Here is a 22075-nt window from a genome sequence, read left to right as displayed (position 1 = left end):
CCGGCACCGGCGCGGTGACCCGGGTACGGGCACCGCGCCGCGCGGTCACCTGGCAGAGAATGGCTTCATGACTTTTCGTGGCTGGCCGAGCGAGGCCCTCGACTTCTTCGAGGGGCTGAGCGCCGACAACTCCAAGACCTACTGGACCGACCACAAGGCGGTCTATGAGACAGCCGTGCGCGCGCCGACGGTCGAGCTGCTCGCGGAGCTGGAAGCCGAGTTCGGGGCGGGAAAGATCTTCCGGCCGTACCGCGACGTGCGGTTCAGCGCGGACAAGTCGCCCTACAAGACCAACCTGGGCGCCTGGCTGGAATTCGGCGGCTATCTGCAACTGTCCGCCGACGGGCTGGCCGCCGGCAGCGGAATGTACGAGATGGCGCCCGACCAGCTCGACCGGTATCGCCGCGCGGTCGCCGACGACCGGACCGGCGCGCAGCTGATCGCCCTCATCGCCGCCGTCGAGCGAACCGGGATCCAGGTGCGTGGCCGCAGCACGCTGAAGACCGCGCCCCGGGGTTATCCGAAGGACCATCCCCGGATTGACCTGCTCCGCCACAAGGGGCTCGTCACCTGGCAGGAGTGGCAGCCGGCGGCCTGGCTGGGCACCTCGGCGGCGAAGACCCGGATCGTCAAGTTCCTGCGCACCAGCCGGCCGCTCCGGCAGTGGCTGGAAGACACCGTGGGACGGTGATCAGCGGCTGGTCGCGTCCGCCAGGGCCCGTTCCACCGGCACCGGCCGGCCCAGGTAGAAACCCTGCCCGAGGGGCACGCCGCAGGCGACGAGCGCGTCGCGCTGCTGCGCCGACTCGATGCCCTCGGCGATGACGGTGCAGCCGTGCTCGCGGGCGAAGTCGACCAGCGAGCGGATCGAGGCGCGCCGCGCGCCCTCGGTCTCGATGCCGGCCAGCGACGCCCGCCCCAGCTTGAGGAAGGCCGGCTTCAGCGACTCCATCCGCGCCAGGGTGTCGTATCCCGCGCCGGCGTCGCCGACCGCGATCCGGACGTCCGCGGGCAGCCGGTCGAGGTCCGCCCGGTCGGCCTCCGCGACCTCCAGCACCAGCGGCCGGGCGCTCTCCGCCAGCAGCGGCTCCAGCTCGCGGGGCCGCCGCAGCAGGTCGCTGGAGATGTTGAGCGCCAGCCACGCGCCGTCCGGCAGGGCGTTCGCGGAGGCCATGGCGGCGCGGATGAGGGCGGCGTCGAGGTCGATGTGCACGCCCTGCGCCTGCGCCGCCGCCAGCCCTCGCTCCGGCCTTGTGCCGTCGGCGAAGCGGGTGAGGGCCTCGTAGCCCACCGCCTCCCCGGACCGCAGCTCGAAGATCGGCTGGAAGACGGTGAAGAAGGTGAACTCCTCGAAGGAGTTCGACCGGGACGACGGGGTCTGCGCTCCCCGCGTGGACCGGCCGGCGGCGGGCCGGACCGCGACCAGGCCGGAGGAGCCCCGATCGGAACGGTAGTGCAGCACCGAGGCCCAGTCGCCGATCGCGCCGTTCGGTGCCAGCGCGCGGCCCTCGGCATGGGTGGCCGGGGCCGGCTGCTTGGCACCGCCGGCCTCCCGGGCGCGCTTCTTCGGGTGCACCGGGCGGTACAGCCAGTTCCGCAGGTGGGTGAACAGGTCGACCAGGATGTTGCCCGGCCCGACGTACGCGGCCATCGCGTACGTCGCCAGCACCAGGTTCAGCCCGGCGAAGACCAGGTTGTCCCACTGGTGCAGCTGGATGTCGCGGACCACCGTCCAGGCACAGAAGGCGATCAGGGCGAGCGGTGCGATCAGGTACGTGGTGGCCGACGTCGTCCGGTCGCGGACCTTCGGCGTCCGTTTGAACGCGCTCTTCTCCCCGGTCAGCAGCTGCAGGATCGAGGCGAAGCTGCCGGAGAGGTTGACCGGCAGCAGGATCAGGTTGAAGCCGTAGACGCGCAGCACGTCCAGGCGGCGGTAGCCGCAGGCCTTCAGGTCCGCGCTCATCATCAGGAAGTACGGCACCGACACCAGCAGCAGGATCGGGTTGAGCAGGTCGGCGTTGAACGGGTAGACGAGCATGACCACCAGGCACACGGAGCTCCAGAAGATGGAGGCCATGTAGTTCACCCGCAGGAACAGCTCACCGAACCGGTTCTTCTTGCCCCGCGCCGCCCGGGCCCGGAACTGGTCCTTCAGCCGGGACAGGATCAGCAGCCCGCCGTTCGCCCACCGCTGGCGCTGGATGCACAGCGAGCCGAAGTCCGGCGGGGTGGCGCTGTAGGCCATGCGTTCCGGGTAGTTGTAGAGCGTCCAGCCGTGCACCCCGAGGTCGATCGTCGACTCGGTGTCCTCGATGACGGTCCGGTCCTGGATGTAGCGGCGGATCTCCCAGTCGCCCTCGTAGGCGATCTCGCGGATGTCGTCCAGCGCCTTCTTGCGCAGCACGGCGTTGGCGCCGACCCAGAACGTCGCGTCGTAGTGCGTCATCCCCTGGTGCACGATGTGCTGGATGTCGGTGGTGGCGCCGGAGATGCGCTCGATCCGGGTCGCCGATCCGGGGAACGCGCTGTACGGCGTCTGCGCCACCGCGTCTCGCTCGTGGGCGCCCTGCTCCATCAGGTGCACCAGCCGCAGCGCGTACTCCGGCAGCAGCACGCTGTCGGCGTCCAGGGTCAGCACGTAGTCCGGGTCCGGGATGGTCAGCTCGGCCTGCCCGGGCCCGGCCGGCACGAGGGCCACCCCGAGCGGGGTGTTGACCTCCTGGTAGCCGCCGCCCATCAGGCCGATGTAGCTGTTGAGGTTCATCGCCTTGTTCGGCTCGTGCGACAACGAGACGTACCGTTTGCGCTCGAAGCTCGTCACCGAGGCGTCGAAGACGGCCAGCAGCCGGCGGTGCAGTTGAATGAGCCGCTCCACCGGCAGGGCGGCCTTCTCCTCGGCGCCGCCCTCCAGCGCCTCGGCGATGGTGCCGAGGTCGTCGGCGAGCGCGTTCAGGATGTGGTCGACGAAGAAGGCGTCGGTGTGGTCCACCATCTCCTGCCGGCGGCCCAGGCCGTAGAGCCAGCCGGCGGCGAACCGGTATTCGGCGGCGAGGTCGCGCATGTCCTCCACGGTGCTGGCGTGCTCGTCGCGCTCGTCGAGGGAGTGCTCAAACCTCTCGTACGCGGTCCGCACCCGCCCGTACGGTATGGCCAGCTCGGCCTCGATCGCGCCCGGCAGCGCCCGGGCGGCCAGCAGCAGGTCGCGGGCGGCCCGGGTGCGCGGTCGCTGCGGGTCGTCGATGAGCAGCACGACCCGCAGGCCGGGATATTCCTGCAGCGCCGCCGAGAGCAGGGTGGTGCGGATGACGCGCTCGTCCTCCTGGTACGACGGCACGATGACCGTCACCGACGGCGTCGCGCCCTGCAGGTAGTTGTCCAGCACGATCCGCGGCGCCCGGTGATGCGCCCGGCTGCGGTAGAAGTAGCCGATCCGGGTGATCAGGTAGGCCGTCGCCGAGGCCGCGAGCCCGGTGACGACGATCATGTACACGATCGCCTCGATGGCCAGCCGCGCGGTGCTGGCCCGCCCGGCGATGAACTGCTGGATCACCGTGCCGATGAGGTAGCAGGCCCACACGGTGATGGTCAGCACGATCGCGAGCCGTCCCCGGGCGATGCGGCCCTCGGAGACGGCCGGCGGCACGAGCGGGTGGGGTGCCGACCGCCGGTCGGCACCCCACTGGCGCTGGGTGTCCGGCACGCGCTGGTCCACCGAGTTGCCCTTCATGGGGATGCCTCTCACCGTCGTGCGGCACGGATCGCCTGCGGACCGTCGCGCCCGTTCGTCTCCCCATCGGCCGTCCTGCGGGAAGTCTTAAAGGTTTTTGCCGTCGCGGGCCTTCACTCGTCGCCGAAGCTGCCGATCCGAGAGGTAGACGACCCACGACGGAGAGGGCCTCATGCTCACCGACCGCGCCATCCAGCAGTCCGTGCGGCCGGAGGACGACCCCCTCGCCGACGAGAACTGGCAGGAGCCGGAGGCGCCGGCCGAGCGGCTGTCGTGGCTCAGGCTCGGCCTGCTGATCCTGGTGCTGGCCGGCCTCGGCACCGGCGGCACCTTCGCGGTGCTGCACCTGCGGGACACGGCCGGCCCGACCGCGAAGTCGTGGGCCGTGCCGTACGTGGATGTCACGCTGACCCCGACCTTCGAGTTCCAGGATCCCGAGGCGAACCCGGCGAACGACGTGGCCCTGGCCTTCGTGGTCGCCGACCCCAAGGACGGCTGCGCGCCCAGCTGGGGTGGCGCCTACACCCCCGACGAGGCGGCCGCCTCCCTGGAGCTGGACCGCAGGATCAGCCAGCTGCGGTCCTCAGGCGGGAGCATCATGCTCAGCGTGGGCGGGCTGAACAACTCCGAGCTCGCCGTCGCCTGCACCGACCAGGCGCGGCTGACCGACGCCTACCGGCAGCTGGTGCGGCGCTACGAGGTGCAGACCCTGGATCTGGACATCGAGGGTACGGCCGTGGCGGACCAGGCGTCGTTGCGGCGGCGCGCGCTCGCCCTGGCGACGCTGCAGGCCGAGCGGGAGTCGGCCGGTGACCCGCTGGCGGTGTGGCTGACCCTGCCGGTGGCGCCGGAGGGCCTGACCGCCGACGGGCTCGGCGCGGTGCGGGCGACGCTGGAGGGCGGTGTCTCGCTGCGCGGGGTCAACGTGATGACGATGGACTTCGGGTCGGAGCAGGGCTCGGACCCCGACATGCTGGAGCTGTCCATCCGGGCGCTGGAGTCGACCCACAAGCAGCTGTCCGACCTCTACCTGCGGCTCGGTGTGCAGCTCACGTCGCCGCAGGTGTGGTCGAGGATCGGGGCCACGCCGATGATCGGCCAGAACGACGTGGACGCCGAGCGGTTCACCGTCGACGACGCGCGCGGGCTCGCCACCTTCGCCGTCGACAACGGGCTCGGCAGGGTGTCGATGTGGTCGCTGAACCGGGACGCCCGGTGCCGGGGGACCTTCACCAACGTCGTGGTGCACTCCAACACGTGCAGCGGGGTGGCCCAGGACGCGCTGGCCTTCTCGTCGGTCTTCGCGGGGCTGCCGGGCAGCGCGGTGGGCACGTCCGGCCGGGAATCGGTCGCGATCCCGGACCAGGAGCCGATCGTGGACGATCCCCGGACGAGTCCTTACCCGGTGTGGCGCCTCAGCGCCCAGTACGTGGGCGGCTACAAGGTGGTCTGGCACGGCGTCGTCTACGAGGCGAAGTGGGCGAACCAGGGCGCCGACCCCGCGGAGGCGGGCGACTCCAGCACCCCCACCCCGTGGTCGGTGATCGGCCCGGTGAGCTCGACCGAGAAGGCACCCCGGCCGAGTCCGGAGGTGACCGGCGTGAAGGACGAGTGGGAACAGGCGACCGTCTACGCCCGCGGGGACCGGGTGCTCTTCGACGAGCTGCCGTACCAGGCCCGGTGGTCGACGAAGGGCGATGCTCCGTCCACCGAATACCCGATCGGCCCGGACGACCCGTGGCAGCCGCTGTTCACGGTTCCGGGCGAGCCGGTGACCAATTAGGACTACGCGCTCGCCGGCCGGCCGTGCTGCGCCACGACCAGGCCGCTCTCGTACGCGACGACGACCGCCTGCGCCCGGCTGGTCAGGCCCAGCTTGGTCATCAAGCGGTTGACGTGGGTCTTCACGGTCGCCTCGGCGATGACCAGGTGATCGGCGATCTCGCCGTTGGAGATGCCCCGGGCCACCAGGCGCAGCACCTCGGTCTCCCGGCCGGTGAGCGCGTCCGTGCCCGCCACCGCTCCCGGCTTCTGGGCGGCGCGCGCGGCGTACGCCTCGACCAGGCCGCGCACCACGCTCGGCGCGAACAGCAGGTCGCCGCCCGCGATCGTCGTCACCGCGTTGAGGAGCCGCTCCGGCGGGCTGTCCTTGAGCAGGAAGCCGCTCGCGCCGGCCCGGAGCGCCTGGTAGACGTACTCGTCGAGGTCGAAGGTGGTCAGCACCAGCACATGCGGCCGGTCGGTCTCGCCGGCGGCGGCGAGGATCTCGCGGGTAGCCGCGATGCCACCGGCGCCCGGCATCCGGATGTCCATGATGATGACCTGCGGCCTGGTGCGCGCCGCCAGCGCCACCGCGGTCTCACCGTCGGCGGCCTCGCCGATGACCTCGATGCCGGGCGCCGCGCGCAGCAACGCGACCAGCCCGGCCCGGATCAGCACCTGGTCGTCGACGACGAGCACCGTGATCTTCCGCTCGGTGCTCCGCACCCCGTACCGCCTCTCGTGCTGTGCCACCGGACCCGCACGGTGCGGCGGCGGGTCAACCCTGCGATGTAGACAGACGTACCGCAGTGGTTGGTGGCCGGCGCGGCTACCACGTGGGTTGTACGTCAACATCCAACCATCTACGGATGTGTGACCGGTCGACCCTCTCCTACCTTGAACCCGACCTGGTGTGCATCGGCACACGCTCATGACGTAGGCAGTTCGGGGGACCAGTTCGTGACACACCAGCATCGCTCGGTCGCCGCAGGCCAGGGCGCTGGGTGGTCGAGGCGGGCGCTGCTCGCCGGCTGCGGCCTGGCGGGTGGCCTGGCGCTCGCCGGCTGCGCCGAGAAGACCCGGCCGACGATCGTCGATCAGGGTAACCAGGCGGCGGCCGATCCGCATGCCCGGGCGCTCAAGCAGATCCTCGACCGCCGCGCGAAGGCGATGGAGCAGGGCGACGAGCGCGCCTTCCTCGCCGACCTGGACGCGAACAACGCGGAACTGATCACGCAGCAGAAGATGTTCTTCGCCAACCTGCGCCAGTTCAAGCCCACGACGTTCCGTTACATCACGAGCTTCTTCGGTGACGGAAAGGTGAAGGACGGCGTACACCGGTTCGCACCGGTGCACGAGGTGATCCAACTGGCGGCGGACGCCGGCCCGGGCGGTGTGTCTCCGGCCGCGACCTTCCAGATCCTGGCGGCCCAGCGGGGCGACCAGCTGGTGATCACCGAGTTGACCCGCATCACCAGAAGGAACGGCGCCAAACTGGACGTCAGCGGGTTGCCGGCCACGGCTCCCTGGTACACCACGCCACTGACCGTCAAGCAGGCCGGCAACGTATGGCTGGTCGCCGATGCGAGCGTCACCGACCTCGACCGCTATGCCGCGCCCGCCGCGGCGGAGGCGAAGGGCATCGAGCAGATGTGGGGCAGTCGCACCCGGTTCCCCGGCCACGTGCTGTTCTTCACCAATGACGACGAGAACTTCGCCACTTGGTTCGGGGCGGGCGACGGCGTCCTCACCGTGTCCAAGTTCGAAGGTTTCCAGTTCCCGCAGTTCGGTGTCCGCCAGAACGGCGAGGTCTACGACAAGCAGTACGCCGGTTCACGCATCACGGTCAACCTCAAGATGATCGCGGCCTTCGGCGATGATCCCCGGCGGGTGATGCGGCACGAGCTGGCACACGCCGTGACCTCTCGCGCGGCCGCGCTCAGCCCGGGCAACGGGCTGCTGGGCCCGCCGCGGTGGGCGATCGAGGGGTTCGCCGCGTGGACGGAGGGCACGAGCGAGGCGTACCGCCGCAGGGCCGCCGGCTCGTTCAAGGGCCGGCTGCCCATCACGAAGGAGTTCTACGACAAGGACATCAGCTACAACTACGCCGCTGCCGCCACCACGTTCGGCTTCATCGAGCGGATCAAGGGGCGGGAGGCCGCGGTGGAGTTCTACGAAGGCGTCATCCAGCACAACGACGCGGACGGCGACCCCCTGGCCGACCTGCCCATCTTCAACACCGTCTGCACCCGGGTCCTGAAGATGTCCGCTGCGGACTTCAAGCAGAAGTGGGCCAACTACGTCCGGACGGGGGCATGACCGTGTCGAACATGCAGCCACCGGCACCGCCCGGTGCGACGGGTCCACCCGGCCCGATCGGCCCGATCGGGCCGGTCGCCCAGCCCGCCGTCGACCCGGTACGGGCCTGGCGGCGCCTGCGTCTCATCGCCCTGGCGGTCGCGCTGGTGACGCTCGTCGCCGGGGGCACGGGCGGATACCTGCTCACGCGCAGCGAGCGCAAGGCGTCGTACCGGGCCTCGTGCGGGAACCTGTACTGCATCCCGTCGCTCAAGGCCTCCAGTGTGCTCGACGCGCTGAAGGGACGGGGTTTCACCTGCACCGAGAAGCTCAACGGCCCGGAGTGCGAACTGCGCATCGGTGACACGACCTACCGGTCCCGCGTCTCGGACAAGGACGATCTGATCTACAGCTACGACAGCAGTGTCAACACCCACACGGCCGGCGAGGCACCGGCCTCGACCAAGGCCTACCTGGTGTGGCTCGCCGCCCTGCCGTTCTCCGACGACCCGGTCCTGACCGAGGAGATCAGCGGTTGGCTGCTCCCGCGGCTCAGCGGCGGCGCCGACGTCACGGCCACCATCGGCGGCTACCAATACCGGCTGTCGGCCCTGGACCAGCAGAACCTCCGGCTCGCCGTATCGGTGGGTTCGCGATGAGCGCGCCGCGCAAGCCGGGCGCCGCGGTCACGGTCCTGCTGATCGTGGGCGCGCTGATCGTCGGCGGGGTGCTCGGCAGCGGCCCGGGCGCGGTCGCCGCGTACTTCACCACGCAGCCGGACGGACCGACCGCGCCGCCGTCGATGCTTCCCGAGTTCCCCGACGCCGCCCGGCGGTATCTGCCGGACCTGACGGTCGCCAGCCTTGCCAGCGGCTGGCTGGTCAAGGCCAACGGCTACCGATGCGGCCCGTCGGAGATCAAGAGCCGGAGAAGCGCTGCCAAGAACCTGATGAGCTGCACCACCACCGAGGCCGGGCTGTCCTCGATGAACGTCGGCATTGAGTACGACGGCGACGCCCAGATCCAGTACGTGTCGGTGCGCTGCGGACACAAGCCGGGCTCGAACTACTGCAAGACCCTGTTCGCCGGCCTGGGCGATGCGCTGTTCTTCAGCCGGCGCGAGCTCGCCAAGCAGGCGGCGGAATGGGCCGGCGAGAATGTCGACGGCGACAACGTCAGCACCTCGATCGGCGGGATCCGCCTCTCGGTCGACCTCGGCTCGCACAGCATCACGGCGATACCGGACGCCTGAGCCGGAGTCCTGTCTTCCTCGACTTTGCCCCTGAGCCCGACGACGGGAGAGCTTCTCATGCCAGATCACAAGGGACCGGTACTCGTCATCGGCGCCACCGGTCAGCAGGGCGGCTGGGCTGCGCGGCACCTGCTCGAACGCGGCCGAGAGGTGCACGCCCTGGTGCGCGACCCCGGCTCGCCCGGCGCCCGGGCGCTGCGGGAGGCGGGTGCCACCCTCGTCGGCGGCGACCTGGATGATCCGGCGTCGCTGCGGACGGCGATGGAAGGCATGCACGGAGTCTTCCTCGCCCTGACCATGATGGCCGGGCCCAGGATCAGCCCCGAGGGCGTGGTGGCCGAGGAACGGCGGGGCAAGGCGGTGGTCGGCCTCGCCCGGGAATCCGGCGTCGCGCACCTGGTCTACAGCTCGATCAACGGCGCGGACGCTGGTTCCGGAATCCCCTACTACGACAGCAAATCGCGGATCGAGGAGCACATTCACGCGGCCGGACCACCGGCGACCATCCTGCGTCCGGTCTCCTTCATGGAGAACTTCGCCACCTACAACCGCCCGGTGCTGACCAACGGCGAACTCGTGGTCAGCCTCGCCGTCCGGCCCGCCGTACCGCTACAGCTGATCTCGGTGCGCGACATCGGCGCGTTCGGGGCGATGGCGTTCGACCGGCCCGGCCGTTTCCTCGGCCGGACCATCTCGATCGCCGGCGACGTCGGCACACCCGAGGAGATCGCGGAGACCTTCGGCTGGTACAGCGGCCTGCCGACCCGGTTCCACCAGACGCCCATCGAGCAGATCCGCGCCTTCGACGAGCAGCTGGCGCAGATGTTCACGTTCTTCAACGAGCACCCGTCCGACCTGGCCGACCTCTCGCAGTTGCAGGCGGACCACCCGGACCTGCTGCGGCTGAAGACCTGGCTGCACGCGACAGGCTGGAAACCATGAGTACGGAAGGTGGGCAGAGATGACCGACGGACTGCTGGTGCCGCCCGGTGGCGGCCGCAGACTCCAGACCATGACCCTGAAGGCGGGCGCCGAACAGTCGAAGATCTTCTCGGCGTTCGAGGCCGAGGTCGCCCCGGGCTTCGACGTGGGGGCGCACCGGCACCAGCAGGCGGAGGAGGTGTTCTACGTCCTCGACGGCGAGCTCGACCTGCTGGCCTTCGAACCGACCACCCAGGCCAACGGCGACTGGCGCAGCTGGGAGTCGAAGGCCGGCGCCACGGTCTTCCGGGGCGGACCGGGAAGCTTCATGTTCGTGCCCGCCGGCTGCCCGCACGCCTTCTTCAACCCGGGAACCGAACCGGCCCGGATGCTCTTCCTCGTCTCACCCGCCGGCCACGAGCGCTACCTCCAGGAGCTCACCGAGCTGCTCGCCGCCGGGGGACCACCCGACCAGGCCGAGATCGCGGCGCTGCGCCGCCGGCACGACATCCACCAGCTCACGCCGCTGATGAACCGCACGCCCGGAAACTAGGAGCCGCCGTGCGACCGAAGCTGCTCACCGCCGCGGGTCTCGCCCTGCCGCTGCTCGCGGTCATCGTCCTGCTGCTGGCCGGCCGGACGTCATTGGCGGTCTCCGCCGACGAGGAGGCGGCGGGGATCCCGCTCGCCGCCGTCGTCGTGCCGCTCGCCGTCGGCCTGCTGCTGACCCGGCTGGTGCCGTGGCGGCTGCCGGCGCTGACCGTGTCGGCTCGCGCGCCGGCCGTCCTGGTCCCCCTCGGGCCCGCCGGGCCGGCGGTGGCGGAGCCGGCGGAACCGACCGGTGTGAACCTGCGCCGGCAGGCGGTCGGCCTGGTCGTGATCGCGGTCGTCTTTCCCCTCGTGTCGCCGGTGCGGTCGGCGCCGGGTGGCGACCTGCTCTACCCGGCGCTCAAGCTGCTGCTCCTGCTCGGCGGCGGCTGGCTGGTCCTGCGGCGGTGGCCGGCCCCGTCGCCCGCCCGCGGCCATCGGGCGCTCCTGCCCCGCCGCTGGTACTGGCTCGGCCCGGCACCCGCGGTGCTCGCCTGGGCCTGGCTCGGCCACTACAGCCCGCTGGCCGGCGAGCCGGACCTCTCCGGGTACGCGACGATCGACCCGGTGTTCCTCGCCGGGGCGGCGGTCTTCACGTTCCTGACCGCCAGCGTCACGGAAGAGATCTTCTACCGGGTGCTGCTGCAGACCCGGCTGGAGGCGCTGCTGGGCCGGTGGCCCGCGATCGCCGCGTCGGCGCTGCTGTTCGCCGCCCTGCACGTCCACCGCTACGGCGACGGCCCGGCCTGGGAGATCACCGCGGTGATCCTGGTGTCCAGCGGCGGCCTCGGCCTGCTGACCGGCTACCTGTGGGCGCGGTACCGCAACGTGTGGGCGCTGATCGTGCTGCACGGCGCGGCGAACGCTCTCGGCCTGCTGCCGCTGCTGTTCACCTGAGCGGGCTGGGTTCAGCGTTCGATCAGCCAGGCGAAGCCGAGCGCGGGCAGAACGGCCCGTCCCTCCCGCACCTGCAGCGGCCCGTCGCTGCTGAGCGCGGTCTCCATCCAGCCGTAGTGCCCGATCGCCGCCGCGGAGATCGACTGTGGCTGCTCGGCGAAGTTGGCCAGGCCGATGAAGGTGCCGCTGCGGGGGTGCCGGCGGCGGAAGGCGAACACGTGCCCGTTGTCCACGCCGAGGATGCCGCTCTCCCCGCCGGCCCGCAGGGCGAGCAGGTCCTTGCGGGCCGCGACCATCCGGCGCAGCCCGGCGTAGACCATGCCCTCCAGCGTGGCCGGGTCGTGCCGGCGCCCGGCCGCCGCCCAGTCCATGGTGGGGCGGTGCATCCACCGGTTGTCGTCGGCGAGCGCCGGGTCGTCGAGGTAGCCGGCGTCGTTGCGCATCGCCAGTTCGTCGCCCATGTAGATGAGCGGGATGCCGCCGAAGGCGAAGGCCACCGAGTGCAGCAGGAGCAGCCGGCGGACGCCCTGCGGCCAGCTCGCCGGCTCCTCGGTGATGCCGCAGAGCGAGGCGGCGGTGCCGGAGATCCGGGCGTCGCCGGTCTCCGGATTCTCCTGGAACAGGGCGCCCTGAGCGGAGGAGGTGGGGAAGCGGCCGGAGAAGAAGGCGTTGAGGAAGTTCCGGTGGTTCCACCAGTCCCAGCCGACCGCCGCGGCGTCCTGCTCGCTGACCGCCCAGCCGATGTCGTCGTGCCCGCGGACGTAGGTCACCCAGGAGGACTCCGCGGGGATCGGCTTCATCCGCGACAGCGACTGGGCCATCAGCCGGGCGTCCTTGGTGGCCAGGCTGCTCCAGAGCATCACCATCAGCTGGTTGTGGTAGGCCAGCTCGCACTCCGGCCGGTACCGGTCGTGCCCGCCGAGGTAGGGCACCAGGTCGTCGGGCGCGACGATCGCCTCGGCCTTGAAGATCACGCCGGGCGCGGCGAGCCGGGTGAGCGCGTGCAGCGCCTGCACGATCCGGTGCACTTCCGGCTCGTTCATGCAGGTGGTGCCGACGCGCTTCCACATGAACGGGACAGCGTCCAGCCGGAACGCGTCGACGCCCCGGTTGGCCAGCCACAGGATGGTCTCCAGCATGGCGTGGAACACCGCCGGGTTGGCGTAGTTCAGATCCCACTGGTAGTTCCAGAAGGTCGTCCACACCCACTTGCCGTCGAACTGGGTGAACGAGCCCGGCGCGCGGTCCGGGAAGACCGGGACGATCGTGCGCTCGTACGCGTCCGGCATCTCCCGGTCCGGGAAGGCGAAGTAGAAATCCCGGTACGCCGGGTCGCCGGCCCACCAGCCACGGGCCCAGGCGTGCTCCTTCGCGGTGTGGTTGAGCACCAGGTCGACGCAGAGGCTCATGCCCCGGGCGTGCAGCCGGCCGGCCAGGTCGGTGAGGTCGTCCATCGTGCCCAGCCGCGGATCGACGGCACGGTAGTCCCGCACCGCGTACCCGCCGTCGTTCTCGCCCGGCCGCGGGGCCAGCAGCGGCATCAGGTGCAGGTACGTGACGCCCAGTTCGTCCAGATAGTCGAGGTGCTCGGCCACCGCGGGCAGCGAGCCGGCGAACCGGTCGGCGTAGCAGACGTAGCCGACCTGGCGGGCCCGCTGATACCAGTGCGCGTCGATCTCCCGCCGCCGGTCGAGGTCGCGCAGCTCGGGCGGGCGCGCCGCGGCGCCGGCGAGGGCGGCCCGGATCAGGGCCTCCAGCGGCACCGATCCGTAGACGATCTCCAGCGGCTCGAAGATGTCCGGCAGCGACGTCTCCAGCCGGGCGAGGAAGGCCACCGCCTCCGCGTGCCCGAGGCGCTCGGTGGCCTCGGTCGTCAACGACGGGAGCAGCGACCGCAGCGCGTCCGCCGCCCGGGCCCGTACCGAAGATCCATTCACCACCTCAAAGTAGCGTTTCGGACCGTCCCGGTCATGCTTTCCGCTGGTTGCCATCCGTGGCTGTGGACGATAGACAGTTGTGGTCTTGCGGGCTGACGTGCACGGCGACGTCGCGAAGGCCGCGTCGCGATCAGGGGGAGGGGCTTACCGTGACCGGACCGACCGACTGGGTACCAGCCGGCATCGACGTTGATCGTCCCAGCGCCGCACGGGTCTACGACTACTTCCTCGGCGGGGCGCACAACTTCGCCGTCGACCGGGCGCTGGCCGAGCAGATCGCCGCGATGACGCCGAACATCGGGGAGACCATGCGGTCCAACCGGGTGTTCCTGCGCCGGGCGGTGCGTTACCTGGTCGCGCGGGGGGTGCGACAGTTCCTCGACATCGGCTCGGGCATTCCGACCGCCGGCAACGTGCACGAGATCGCCCTCGACGCCGCGCCGGACTCCGCCGTGGTCTACGTCGACATCGATCCGGTCGCGGTCGAGCACAGCCGGGCGATCCTGGCCGGCGTCGACCGGGCCGACGTGATCTGCGCGGACGTCCGGGACGTCGACCGGGTGCTCGGCGAGGCGCAGAAGCTCGGCCTGCTCGACTTCGCCGAGCCGGTGGCCGTGCTGCTCGCCGGCGTGCTGCACTTCGTGCCGGACAACGACAGCCCGGCGGCGATCGTGGCGGCGCTTCGGGAGGCCATGGCGCCCGGCAGCTACCTGCTGGTGTCGCACGCCACGGCGGACGGGCAGCCGCCCGAGGTCGTCGAGGCCCAGCGGCTCTCCTCCCGCACCGCGACCGAGATCATGCTGCGCCCGCGGGCCGGGATCGCGGCGTATTTCGACGGGTTCGACCTGGTCGAACCCGGCCTGGTGTTCATTCCGCAGTGGCGGCCCGATCCGCGGGATCCGGTCGACGAGCACCCCGAGCAGGTCGGGGCCTACGCCGGCGTCGGCAGGAAGAGCTGAGTATCGGATGGGGTCGCATGGCGATGCGGGGCCGGCCACGCCCGCGGGGCTGGCCGGCTTCGCCGCGCACTGGCGCCGGCAGGTCGCGCACGAGGGGTTCGTGCCGCTGGACCTCGGCGGGCTCGACGCCCTGCTCCGGCGGCTGACCGACCGGCTCGGCGCGGCGTTCCGGGCGGAGTCGTTCGACCCCCGGGTGGCCGGCGAGGTCGGGTCCGCGCTGGTCGAGGCGCACCTGACCGAGCCCGCCGTGCTGTCCGCCACCGTCTCCCTGATCGGCACCCACCTGCCGGCGGCGGTCGGGGACGCCGGCCGACACCGGCAACGGGTCGTGGAGATCCAGGCCGCGGTGGCCGCCGGGTATGCCGCGGCGATCCGCGCCGCCACCATGGCCGAACAGGAGTTGCTCGGCCGGGCCGTGATCAGCGCGCACGCCGCCGCCGAGCGGGCGCTGCGGTCCAGCGAGGCGCGGCTGCGGGCGGTGTTCGACGGCGCGGCGATCGGCATCGGCGTCAGCACGATGGACGGCCGCATCGTGCAGGTCAACCAGGCGTTCGCCGACCTGCTGGGCTACACCGCCGAGGAGATGTGCGCCCTGCTGGTGCCGCAGCTCAGCCACCCCGAGGACCCGCCCGAGATGTGGAAGATGTACGCGGAGCTGATCGGCGGCGAGCTTGATCACGTAAGGATGGAGAAGGCCTACTACCGCAAGGACCGCGGGGTCGTCTGGACCGATCTGACGGTGTCGCTGATCCGGGACGAGGGCGGCGCACCGGAGTTCACCATCGCCATGGTGCAGGACATCACCGACCGGCGGCGGCTCAAGCACCGGCTGGAATATCAGGCCACCCACGATCCGCTGACCGGCCTGCCGAACCGCACGATGATCGGCGAGCACCTCGAACGGATCTTCGGCAGCGACGATCCGGACGCCCGGGTCGGGCTGTGCTACCTCGACCTGGACGGGTTCAAGCGGGTCAACGACACCCTCGGGCACCAGGTCGGCGACGATCTGCTGGTGGCGGTCGCCCAGCGGCTGCGGGAATGCGCCGCCGGCTTCCGGCAGGTCGCGGGCCGGATGAGCGGCGACGAGTTCGTGCTGCTGGTCGAGCACTCCAGCGGGGCGGGCGAGCTGACCGAGCTGGCCGGCCGGACGCTCGCCGTCCTGGCCGAGCCGTACCAGCTCGGCCAGCACCGGATGCGGGTGTCGGCGAGCATCGGCGTCGTGGAGAGCGTCGTCCGCGAGACCAGCGCCGCGGAGCTGATGAAGGCCGCCGACCTCACCCTGTACGTGGCGAAGTCGGAGGGGCGCGGGCGCTACGTGATGTACGACGCGGACCGTAACGCCTGGCAGGCGGCCCGCTACGAGCTGGCCGCCGCCCTGCCCGACGCCCTCGACCGCCGCGAGTTCTCGCTCGTCTACCAGCCGCTGGTGGCGCTGGCCGATCAGCGGGTGACCGGCGTCGAGGCGCTGCTGCGCTGGCATCATCCGGTGCTCGGCGAGCTGACCCCGGACGCGTTCATCGCCCTGGCCGAGGAGACCGGCATCATCGTGCCGCTCGGCCGCTGGGTCCTGCAGGAGGCCTGCGCCCAGGCCGCGAAGTGGGCGGGGGAGTTCCCGGAGCTGCGCGTCTCGGTCAGCGTCAACATCACGGTCTCGCAGGTGCACGAGCCGACCCTGCCGGCGGAGGTCGAGGAGATCCTGACCCGCACCGGGCTCGATCCCGCGCTGCTGGTGCTGGAGCTGACCGAGAGCGCGATCATGGACACCAACGGCCCGTTGCAGGCGCTGTCCAGCCTGGCGGACAGCGGCATCCGCATCGCGATCGACGACTTCGGCACCGGCTACTCCAACTTCGCCTACCTGCGCCGGCTGCCGGTGCACCTGCTCAAGCTGGCCGGGCCGTTCGTCGACGGGCTCCGCGATCCGGACGGCGGCGACTCGGTCGACGAGCGGATCGTCGAGACGATCATCCGGCTCGCGCACACCATCGGCGTCAGCGTGACCGCGGAGGCGGTGGAGACCCGGTCGCAGGCCGAGCGGCTGCGGGCCCTCGGCTGCGACACCGGGCAGGGCTGGCTCTTCTCGCGGCCGTTGCGCCCCGCCGCCGTCACGGACCTGCTGCGCCGTGCGGCGCCGGTGGGGGCGGGCCCCGACCGGTGACGGCCAGAAGTCGATCGACACAGGATCGATCGACACAGGATCGATCGACACAGGATCGATCGACACAGGATCGGTCAACACAGGATCGGTCAACACTGGTACGGTCGTCGACCGGCATTGATCATGGACCAGAGGGAGTTTCGATGCGGCGGCGCGGGTGGTCGACACCGTTGTGGACGCTGGCTAGCGCCATGCTGCTCACCGCGTGCGGGAGCGGGGCCGATCCGGCGACCTCCGCGAGTGCCGGCGCGGCGCCACCGCCGGTCGCGCCCTCGGCGATCGCGCCCTCGGCCGCCCCGTCGCTGGGACCCGGCAAGTACACCGGCGAGGGGGAGATCAAACCGCCTACCCTGCCCGCGCCGCGCGGGCAGGCCCTGCGGGTCAGCAACAAATACACCTACCAGGTGCAGGTGCTCGACGCCCAGACCACCGCGTCCGTTCCCGGCGTCCCCCCACCGGCGGGCACCACCGCGCTGGCGGTCCTGCTGAGGGTCGAGGCCGACCCGCCCGGCCGCCGCATCATGGCCCCGGTGCAGCGCCTGTCCATCACCTACCCGAGCTGCCGCCGCGACCAGAACCAGGACATCGCGTGCACGCTGGAGCACGGGACGCCGTACCGGACCGAGGACGAGATGCTCTACGGCGGTCGCGAAGTGCGGGGCATCGACCCGGTCTTCGGCGTGCTCGCCGCGAACACCGTGTACTACACCTGGGCGTGGCAGCTCATCTCGGAGAAGGCCGATCTCACCGGCGCCGCGCTCTGCGAGACCGGCGAGGACGACAGCTGCATCCCCATCGGAGCGATCAGGGCCGATTCCTAGGCGGCCGGCTTCGGCGGGGCCGGGACGCCCTCAGCCCTCGGTTCGGCCGGCGCCCGGCGGACAGCGCCGACCAGCCGGGCCGTGCCGGTGCGCAGCGCGGGACCGAGGCCGCGCGGCAGGTACAGCACGGTGGCCACGAGCAACAGCGCGTAGACGGCGTACGAGAGCACGCTCGGCGCGTAGCCGGGCATGCCGGGCTGGGTGCCCAGCGCGGTCAGCACCTGGACCAGCAGCACGATGACCGCGGCGCCGATGACCGGGCCGGCGATGGTGCCGAGCCCGCCGACGACCGCCATCACCACGTACTCGATGGACAGCAGCACCGGGAACGAGCCCGGCGCCAGGTAGCCGAGGTAGTAGGCGTAGATCCCGCCGGCCAGCCCGGCGAACGCCGCGGAGAGGGCGAAGACGGCGAGCCGGTAACCGCCGATCGCGACGCCGCTGGCCGCCGCGGCCGTCTCGCTCGTCGCGGCGGCGCGCAGCCCGCGCCCGGCCCGCGACGCGACGACGTTGCGGGAGATCAGCAGCACCACGGCCAGCACGACCCAGACCACGTAGGCGTATCCGACGTCGTCGCGCAGCTCGAAGCCGGCCAGCGACAGCCGTGGGATGCCCTGCAGGCCGATCGCGCCGCCCGCCCACTCGCCCTGCCCGAGCAGGGACAGCAGGATCAGCTGCATGGCCAGGGTGGCGAAGGCCAGGTGGTGCCCGCGCAGCCGGAGCAGCGGCGCGCCGAGCAGCACCGCCGCCAGCGCCGCGACGATCGGCGCCGCGACCAGGCCCACCGCCGTCGGCACGCCGCGCACCGCGAGCATGCCGGCCGCGTACCCGCCGATGGCGTAGAAGGAGGCCTGGCCGAGCGAGACCTGACCGGCGTACCCCATCAGCATGGACACCCCGACGGTGACCGTCGCGGCGAGACCGAGCAGCACGTAGATCGCGAGATGCTTCTCCGGCAGCAGCGGCGGGAGCGCCAGCGTGGCCAGGGCGAGGGCGGCGAGCGTCCACCGGTTCATCGTCATCGGGCCGCCTCCTGCTCCTGGACGGCGCCGGTGCGGGCGGCCTGCACGATCATCACCGTGAGCATCAGCAACAGGGCCACCTCCAACTGGTACGCGCCGCCGCCGTAGCCGGCGATCATCGTCTGCGCGACGCCGAGCAGCAGCCCGCCGGCGAGGGCGACGACCGGCCGGGTGAGCCCGCCGAGGATGGCCGCCGCGAATCCGTTCACGATCAACGTCACGTCGCTGTCGAACGTCACCTGCTGCACCGGGGTGGTCAGCACGCCGGCGAGGCCGCCGAGCGCCCCGCCCAGCGCGAAGGCGAGCAGGCCCATCCGGCGCACGTCGATGCCGACGACGCGGGCCGCGTACCGGTTGGAGGCGCAGGCGGACAGCGCCTTGCCCAGGTCGGTGCGGGCGAAGAACACGGCCATGACCAGGAAGACCGGCACCGCCACGCCCAGGATGAGCAGGTAGTGCGCCTGCAGGCGGGCGCCGGCGATGCCGGCCACGCCGGGCAGCCCGGGAAACGACCGCGGCTGGTCACCCCAGATCAAGATCTCCACCGCGTACGCGAGAACGCCCAGTCCCAGCGTGACGATCAGCGACGTGGCGGGCGTGGTGCCCGGGCGGCCGATGGCCACGATGCCGACGAGCAGCCCGGTCACCGCGGCGGCCAGCACCCCCGTCAGCTCCGCGGCCCCGTGCGGCAGCCCGGCGGCCAGCAGGGAGGAGGTCAGCATGGCCGCGATCACCGCGAAGGCGCCCTGCGCGAAGTTGACCACCCGGGTAACCCGGTAGATCGCGACCAGGCCGCTGGCCACGAGCGCGTACCCGGCGCCGATGCCCAGCCCGGTCAGCAGATATCCGACGAAGTCCGTCACCGCGCCGGCCCGTCCGTCGTCACGTGCCCGCCCAGGTAGGCGGCGGCCACCCGGGGGTCGCGGGCCAGCTCGTCAGCGTCGCCCCGCAGCGCGATGCGCCCCGCCTCCAGCACGTAGGCGCGGTGGCACAGGCCGAGCGCCAGGCGGGCGTTCTGCTCGATCAGCAGCACGGCCAGCCCGCGGTCGGCGTTGAGCGTGCGGAGGTGGCCGACCAGGTCGGCGACCACCAGCGGGGCCAGCCCGAGGCTGAGCTCGTCCACGACGAGCACGTCGGGCCGGGCCATCAGCGCCCGTCCGATCGCGACCATCTGCTGCTGGCCGCCGGAGAGGGTGCCGGCCCGCCGGCGCCGGAGACCGGTGAGCTCCGGCAGCAGCGGGTAGATCGCGCCGGTGCCCCGGCCGTGCCGGCCGTTGCGCCACCCGCCGAGGCGCAGGTTGTCGTCGACGGTCAGGTCGCCGAACATCTCCCGGCCCTCGGGCACCTGCGCCAGCCGGCCGTTCACGGTGATCTGCCCGGCGGCCGGGCGGATCAGCCCGGACAGCGCCTTGACCAGGGTCGACTTGCCGGCGCCGTTCGGGCCGATGAGCGCGACCAGCTCGCCCTCGCCGACCACCAGGTCCACACCCTCCAGCGCGGTGGCTCCCGAGTAGCGCACCGTCAGGCCCGAGACCTCGATGACATTCATGTCATCACCGGAGCGCTCGTGGAGGTGGTGGCCTGAATGTCGGGCCCCGGGTCTGATGTCTCTCTCGCACGATCGCTCATGCGGGCGCTTTCGTGGACGTGTCGGTGCCGAGGTAGGCGGCGATGACCCGGGGATCGGCGCGGACCTCCGCGGCGGTCCCGTCGGCGATCACCCGGCCCAGGTCGAGGACGGTGACCCGGTCGGCGAGGCGCATCACGAACGCCACGTCGTGCTCGACGAGCAGGATGGTCAGCCCCGACCCGCGCAGGTCCTCGATGAGCGTGGCGAGGTGTTCGCGCTCCTCGCTGCGCAGCCCCGACGCGGGCTCGTCGAGCAGCAGCAGCCGCGGCCGCCCGCAGAGGGCCCGGGCCAGCTGCAGGGCGCGCTGCTGGCCGAGCGGCAGCTCCTCGGCGGGCCGGTGCGCCCACCGCTCGATGCCGGTGCGGCGCAGGCTCTCGACGGCCCGGTCGCGGATCAGGCGTTCCTCGCGCCGGTGGGCGGGCAGCCGGAGCGCGCCGGTGACGAACCCGGCCCGGGTGGTGGCGTGCGCGCCGACCATGACGTTCTCCAGCGCGGTCATGCCGGGGAAGATCCGGGCCGCCTGGAAGACGATGCCGATGCCGAGCCGGGCCCGGCGGTGCGGCGGCAGCCGGTCGATGCGGACGTCGTCCAGCCGCACGGTCCCGGCGTCCGGTGCGAGCTGGCCGCCGATGAGGGCGAACAGCGTGGACTTGCCGGCGCCGTTCGGGCCGATCACCGCGCGCAGCTCGCCCGGCGCGACGGTGACGTCGACGTCGCGGACGGCGTAGACGCCGCCGAACGCCCGGGCGGCCCCGGTGACCGAGAGCGCCGCCCCGGTCATCGTCACTTGCCACCGACCGTCGCGAGCTTGGCCTTCGAATAGTCGGTGGGCACGAAGGTGCCGCCGCGCACCGTGTTGATGGAGATGTAGTCGGTGGTCAGTCCGCCGTGGTCGGTCGCGGAGTAGGCGTACGTGCCGTTCGGCGTGGTCAGCCGCAGCCCCTCCAGGGCGTCGCGGACCTTCTTGCGGTCCGTGCCGCCGGCCTTCTCGATCGCGGCCGCCAGCAGCTTCACTCCGCTGTAGCCGTCCTGGGCGAACTGGGGCGGCGGGTAGCCGTACTTGGCGGTGAACGACGTGGTCAGCTCGTCGACGGCGACCTTCTGCGGCCCGGCCGGCAGGGCGGACCCGACCACGCCGATGGAGCTGGAGACGATGACGCCGTCGGCCGCGGCCCCGGCCGGTTCGAGGAACAGCTTGCTGGCCTGCGCGCCGGTGAGCACCAGCGGGATGGTCAGCCCGGAGGCGGCGTACTGCTTGGTGAGCGCCACCGCGGGTGCGCCGGTCGCCCACACCATCAGCGCCTGGGCGGTCGAGGACCGGACGTGCGTGAAGACGGCGCCGAACTCGGTGGCGGTGGTCTGGAACTCCTCGATCGGGGCCAGCGTCACCCCGTACGTCCCGGCCTTGGCCTGCAGGCCTTTCGCGCCGGCGCCGGCGTAGGCGCTCTTGGTGTCGAAGGCGAGCGCGATCCGCTTCAGCCCGGAGGCCTGGAAGTACTGCAGGGCGGCCTCGGCGTAGGTGCCCGCGGTGGCGGGCACGACGAAGACGTACGGGTGCACGGGCTGGATCTGCTCGTCGGCCGGGGTGAGCGACAGATATGGGATCTCCTCCCGGTCGACCAGCGGGATCGTCGCGAGCGCGGAGTTGGAGAACGGCGAACCGATGATCGCGTCCGAGTCGCCCTTCAGCTCGTTGAAGGCCAGCACGGCCTGGTCGGGCATGCTCTTGTCGTCGCGGACGGTCAGCTCGAGCCGGCGCCCGCCGATGCCGCCCTTGGCGTTGATCTGTTCGACGGCCAGGGCGACGGACTTCTGGTTCTCGGTGCCCAGGGGCGAGTAGTTGCCGGTCAGCGAGACGATCTGGCCGACCCGGATCGGGTCCTGGCCGCCGCCGTCGCCGGCGGAGTCATCGCCGCAGCCGGCACCGGCGATCGCGAGGGTGAGGGTGAGGAGAAGCGGCACGGTTCTGCGCACGAGTACCTCCCAGTACTTCGAGTGCGAAGTGGCGCAAGGGGGTGAGCGCTCCGGCCGTTTCCGGCCGGTTGCGGCTGTGTGTCGATGTGGAGGGTCAGGAATCGAAGTTAGGCTCTTTCCTACACAG

At 71.7% G+C, this 22075-nt stretch carries 20 protein-coding genes; 12 read left to right on the top strand and 8 right to left on the bottom strand.

The features are described from left to right. The first annotated feature begins 67 nt into the window (after window positions 1-67). Complete coding sequence (locus DMB66_RS37420; protein ID WP_125808859.1) at window positions 68-691, top strand: DUF2461 domain-containing protein; 624 nt, start codon at window positions 68-70, stop codon at window positions 689-691. On the opposite strand, the gene DMB66_RS37415 is transcribed toward DMB66_RS37420, so the two are convergent. Further along, window positions 692-3727 (bottom strand): EAL domain-containing protein, encoded by a 3036-nt coding sequence (locus DMB66_RS37415; protein ID WP_125808858.1) that lies wholly within the window; start codon window positions 3725-3727, stop codon window positions 692-694. Between the two features lie 172 nt (window positions 3728-3899). On the opposite strand from DMB66_RS37415, the gene DMB66_RS37410 reads away from it, so the two are divergent. Next, window positions 3900-5510, top strand: coding sequence for a chitinase (locus DMB66_RS37410; protein ID WP_125808857.1), 1611 nt, complete (start codon window positions 3900-3902; stop codon window positions 5508-5510). A 2-nt stretch (window positions 5511-5512) separates the two neighbouring features. On the opposite strand, the gene DMB66_RS37405 is transcribed toward DMB66_RS37410, so the two are convergent. Continuing rightward, on the bottom strand, window positions 5513-6241 hold the full coding sequence (locus DMB66_RS37405) for a response regulator transcription factor (RefSeq protein ID WP_233625114.1): 729 nt from the start codon (window positions 6239-6241) through the stop codon (window positions 5513-5515). 207 nt (window positions 6242-6448) lie between these two features. On the opposite strand from DMB66_RS37405, the gene DMB66_RS37400 reads away from it, so the two are divergent. From DMB66_RS37400 to DMB66_RS37375, 6 genes are read left to right on the top strand one after another with little or no spacing between them, the layout of a single operon-like run. Next, window positions 6449-7807 carry a hypothetical protein gene (locus DMB66_RS37400; protein ID WP_125808855.1) on the top strand — a complete coding sequence of 453 codons (1359 nt, stop codon included), beginning with the start codon at window positions 6449-6451 and terminating at the stop codon, window positions 7805-7807. Then, window positions 7804-8445: a hypothetical protein gene (locus DMB66_RS37395; protein ID WP_125808854.1), complete on the top strand. Its 642-nt coding sequence runs from the start codon at window positions 7804-7806 to the stop codon at window positions 8443-8445. Before DMB66_RS37400 ends, DMB66_RS37395 begins: the two co-directional genes overlap by 4 nt. Continuing rightward, window positions 8442-9038, top strand: coding sequence for a hypothetical protein (locus tag DMB66_RS37390; RefSeq protein ID WP_125808853.1), 597 nt, complete (start codon window positions 8442-8444; stop codon window positions 9036-9038). Before DMB66_RS37395 ends, DMB66_RS37390 begins: the two co-directional genes overlap by 4 nt. A gap of 57 nt (window positions 9039-9095) precedes the next feature. Beyond that, complete coding sequence (locus DMB66_RS37385; RefSeq protein ID WP_125808852.1) at window positions 9096-9980, top strand: NmrA/HSCARG family protein; 885 nt, start codon at window positions 9096-9098, stop codon at window positions 9978-9980. A 19-nt stretch (window positions 9981-9999) separates the two neighbouring features. After that, on the top strand, window positions 10000-10512 hold the full coding sequence (locus tag DMB66_RS37380) for a cupin domain-containing protein (RefSeq protein WP_125808851.1): 513 nt from the start codon (window positions 10000-10002) through the stop codon (window positions 10510-10512). Between the two features lie 8 nt (window positions 10513-10520). Further along, window positions 10521-11444, top strand: coding sequence for a CPBP family intramembrane glutamic endopeptidase (locus DMB66_RS37375; protein ID WP_125808850.1), 924 nt, complete (start codon window positions 10521-10523; stop codon window positions 11442-11444). Window positions 11445-11455: 11 nt separating this feature from the next. Here DMB66_RS37375 and DMB66_RS37370 read toward each other — a convergent pair whose 3' ends face one another. Next, complete coding sequence (locus DMB66_RS37370; RefSeq protein ID WP_199752851.1) at window positions 11456-13381, bottom strand: amylosucrase; 1926 nt, start codon at window positions 13379-13381, stop codon at window positions 11456-11458. A 149-nt stretch (window positions 13382-13530) separates the two neighbouring features. On the opposite strand from DMB66_RS37370, the gene DMB66_RS37365 reads away from it, so the two are divergent. Genes DMB66_RS37365 through DMB66_RS37350 form a run of 4 tightly spaced genes read left to right on the top strand, consistent with a single transcriptional unit; the run spans window position 13531 to window position 17322 of the window. Beyond that, a complete protein-coding gene (locus DMB66_RS37365) occupies window positions 13531-14340 on the top strand; it encodes an SAM-dependent methyltransferase (RefSeq protein WP_125808848.1) in 810 nt (269 codons plus the stop codon). A 7-nt stretch (window positions 14341-14347) separates the two neighbouring features. Further along, the gene (locus DMB66_RS37360; protein WP_125808847.1) at window positions 14348-16501 is read left to right on the top strand and encodes a bifunctional diguanylate cyclase/phosphodiesterase; all 2154 of its coding nucleotides are present in this window, start codon (window positions 14348-14350) and stop codon (window positions 16499-16501) included. After that, complete coding sequence (locus DMB66_RS66140) at window positions 16467-16622, top strand: hypothetical protein (protein ID WP_125808846.1); 156 nt, start codon at window positions 16467-16469, stop codon at window positions 16620-16622. Before DMB66_RS37360 ends, DMB66_RS66140 begins: the two co-directional genes overlap by 35 nt. A gap of 22 nt (window positions 16623-16644) precedes the next feature. Beyond that, window positions 16645-17322 (top strand): hypothetical protein, encoded by a 678-nt coding sequence (locus DMB66_RS37350; protein ID WP_125808845.1) that lies wholly within the window; start codon window positions 16645-16647, stop codon window positions 17320-17322. Here DMB66_RS37350 and DMB66_RS37345 read toward each other — a convergent pair. The 5 genes from DMB66_RS37345 to DMB66_RS37325 form a co-directional block, all read right to left on the bottom strand. After that, on the bottom strand, window positions 17319-18344 hold the full coding sequence (locus tag DMB66_RS37345) for a branched-chain amino acid ABC transporter permease (protein ID WP_233625113.1): 1026 nt from the start codon (window positions 18342-18344) through the stop codon (window positions 17319-17321). The genes DMB66_RS37350 and DMB66_RS37345 overlap by 4 nt on opposite strands. Then, window positions 18341-19207, bottom strand: a complete 867-nt coding sequence (locus tag DMB66_RS37340; protein ID WP_125808844.1) for a branched-chain amino acid ABC transporter permease — start codon at window positions 19205-19207, stop codon at window positions 18341-18343. Before DMB66_RS37340 ends, DMB66_RS37345 begins: the two co-directional genes overlap by 4 nt. Continuing rightward, window positions 19204-19893, bottom strand: a complete 690-nt coding sequence (locus DMB66_RS37335; RefSeq protein WP_125808843.1) for an ABC transporter ATP-binding protein — start codon at window positions 19891-19893, stop codon at window positions 19204-19206. The genes DMB66_RS37340 and DMB66_RS37335 overlap by 4 nt, the downstream gene beginning before the upstream one ends. Before the next feature lie 76 nt (window positions 19894-19969). Continuing rightward, the gene (locus DMB66_RS37330) at window positions 19970-20755 is read right to left on the bottom strand and encodes an ABC transporter ATP-binding protein (RefSeq protein WP_125808866.1); all 786 of its coding nucleotides are present in this window, start codon (window positions 20753-20755) and stop codon (window positions 19970-19972) included. 2 nt (window positions 20756-20757) lie between these two features. Then, entirely contained in the window at window positions 20758-21948 is a 1191-nt protein-coding gene (locus tag DMB66_RS37325) for an ABC transporter substrate-binding protein (protein ID WP_125808842.1), read from the bottom strand. Between the last annotated feature and the right edge of the window lie 127 nt (window positions 21949-22075).

It is taken from the genome of Actinoplanes sp. ATCC 53533, assembly GCF_003947245.1.
This window is presented reverse-complemented; position numbering and strand designations above follow the sequence as displayed.

Coding starts and splice junctions, on each gene's coding strand:
- DMB66_RS37420 (WP_125808859.1), top strand. CDS start 68: ATGACTTTTCGTGGCTGGCCGAGCGAGGCCCTCGACTTCTTCGAGGGG.
- DMB66_RS37415 (WP_125808858.1), bottom strand. CDS start 3,727: ATGAAGGGCAACTCGGTGGACCAGCGCGTGCCGGACACCCAGCGCCAG.
- DMB66_RS37410 (WP_125808857.1), top strand. CDS start 3,900: ATGCTCACCGACCGCGCCATCCAGCAGTCCGTGCGGCCGGAGGACGAC.
- DMB66_RS37395 (WP_125808854.1), top strand. CDS start 7,804: ATGACCGTGTCGAACATGCAGCCACCGGCACCGCCCGGTGCGACGGGT.
- DMB66_RS37390 (WP_125808853.1), top strand. CDS start 8,442: ATGAGCGCGCCGCGCAAGCCGGGCGCCGCGGTCACGGTCCTGCTGATC.
- DMB66_RS37385 (WP_125808852.1), top strand. CDS start 9,096: ATGCCAGATCACAAGGGACCGGTACTCGTCATCGGCGCCACCGGTCAG.
- DMB66_RS37380 (WP_125808851.1), top strand. CDS start 10,000: ATGACCGACGGACTGCTGGTGCCGCCCGGTGGCGGCCGCAGACTCCAG.
- DMB66_RS37360 (WP_125808847.1), top strand. CDS start 14,348: ATGGGGTCGCATGGCGATGCGGGGCCGGCCACGCCCGCGGGGCTGGCC.
- DMB66_RS37350 (WP_125808845.1), top strand. CDS start 16,645: ATGCGGCGGCGCGGGTGGTCGACACCGTTGTGGACGCTGGCTAGCGCC.
- DMB66_RS37345 (WP_233625113.1), bottom strand. CDS start 18,344: ATGACGATGAACCGGTGGACGCTCGCCGCCCTCGCCCTGGCCACGCTG.
- DMB66_RS37335 (WP_125808843.1), bottom strand. CDS start 19,893: ATGAATGTCATCGAGGTCTCGGGCCTGACGGTGCGCTACTCGGGAGCC.
- DMB66_RS37330 (WP_125808866.1), bottom strand. CDS start 20,755: ATGACCGGGGCGGCGCTCTCGGTCACCGGGGCCGCCCGGGCGTTCGGC.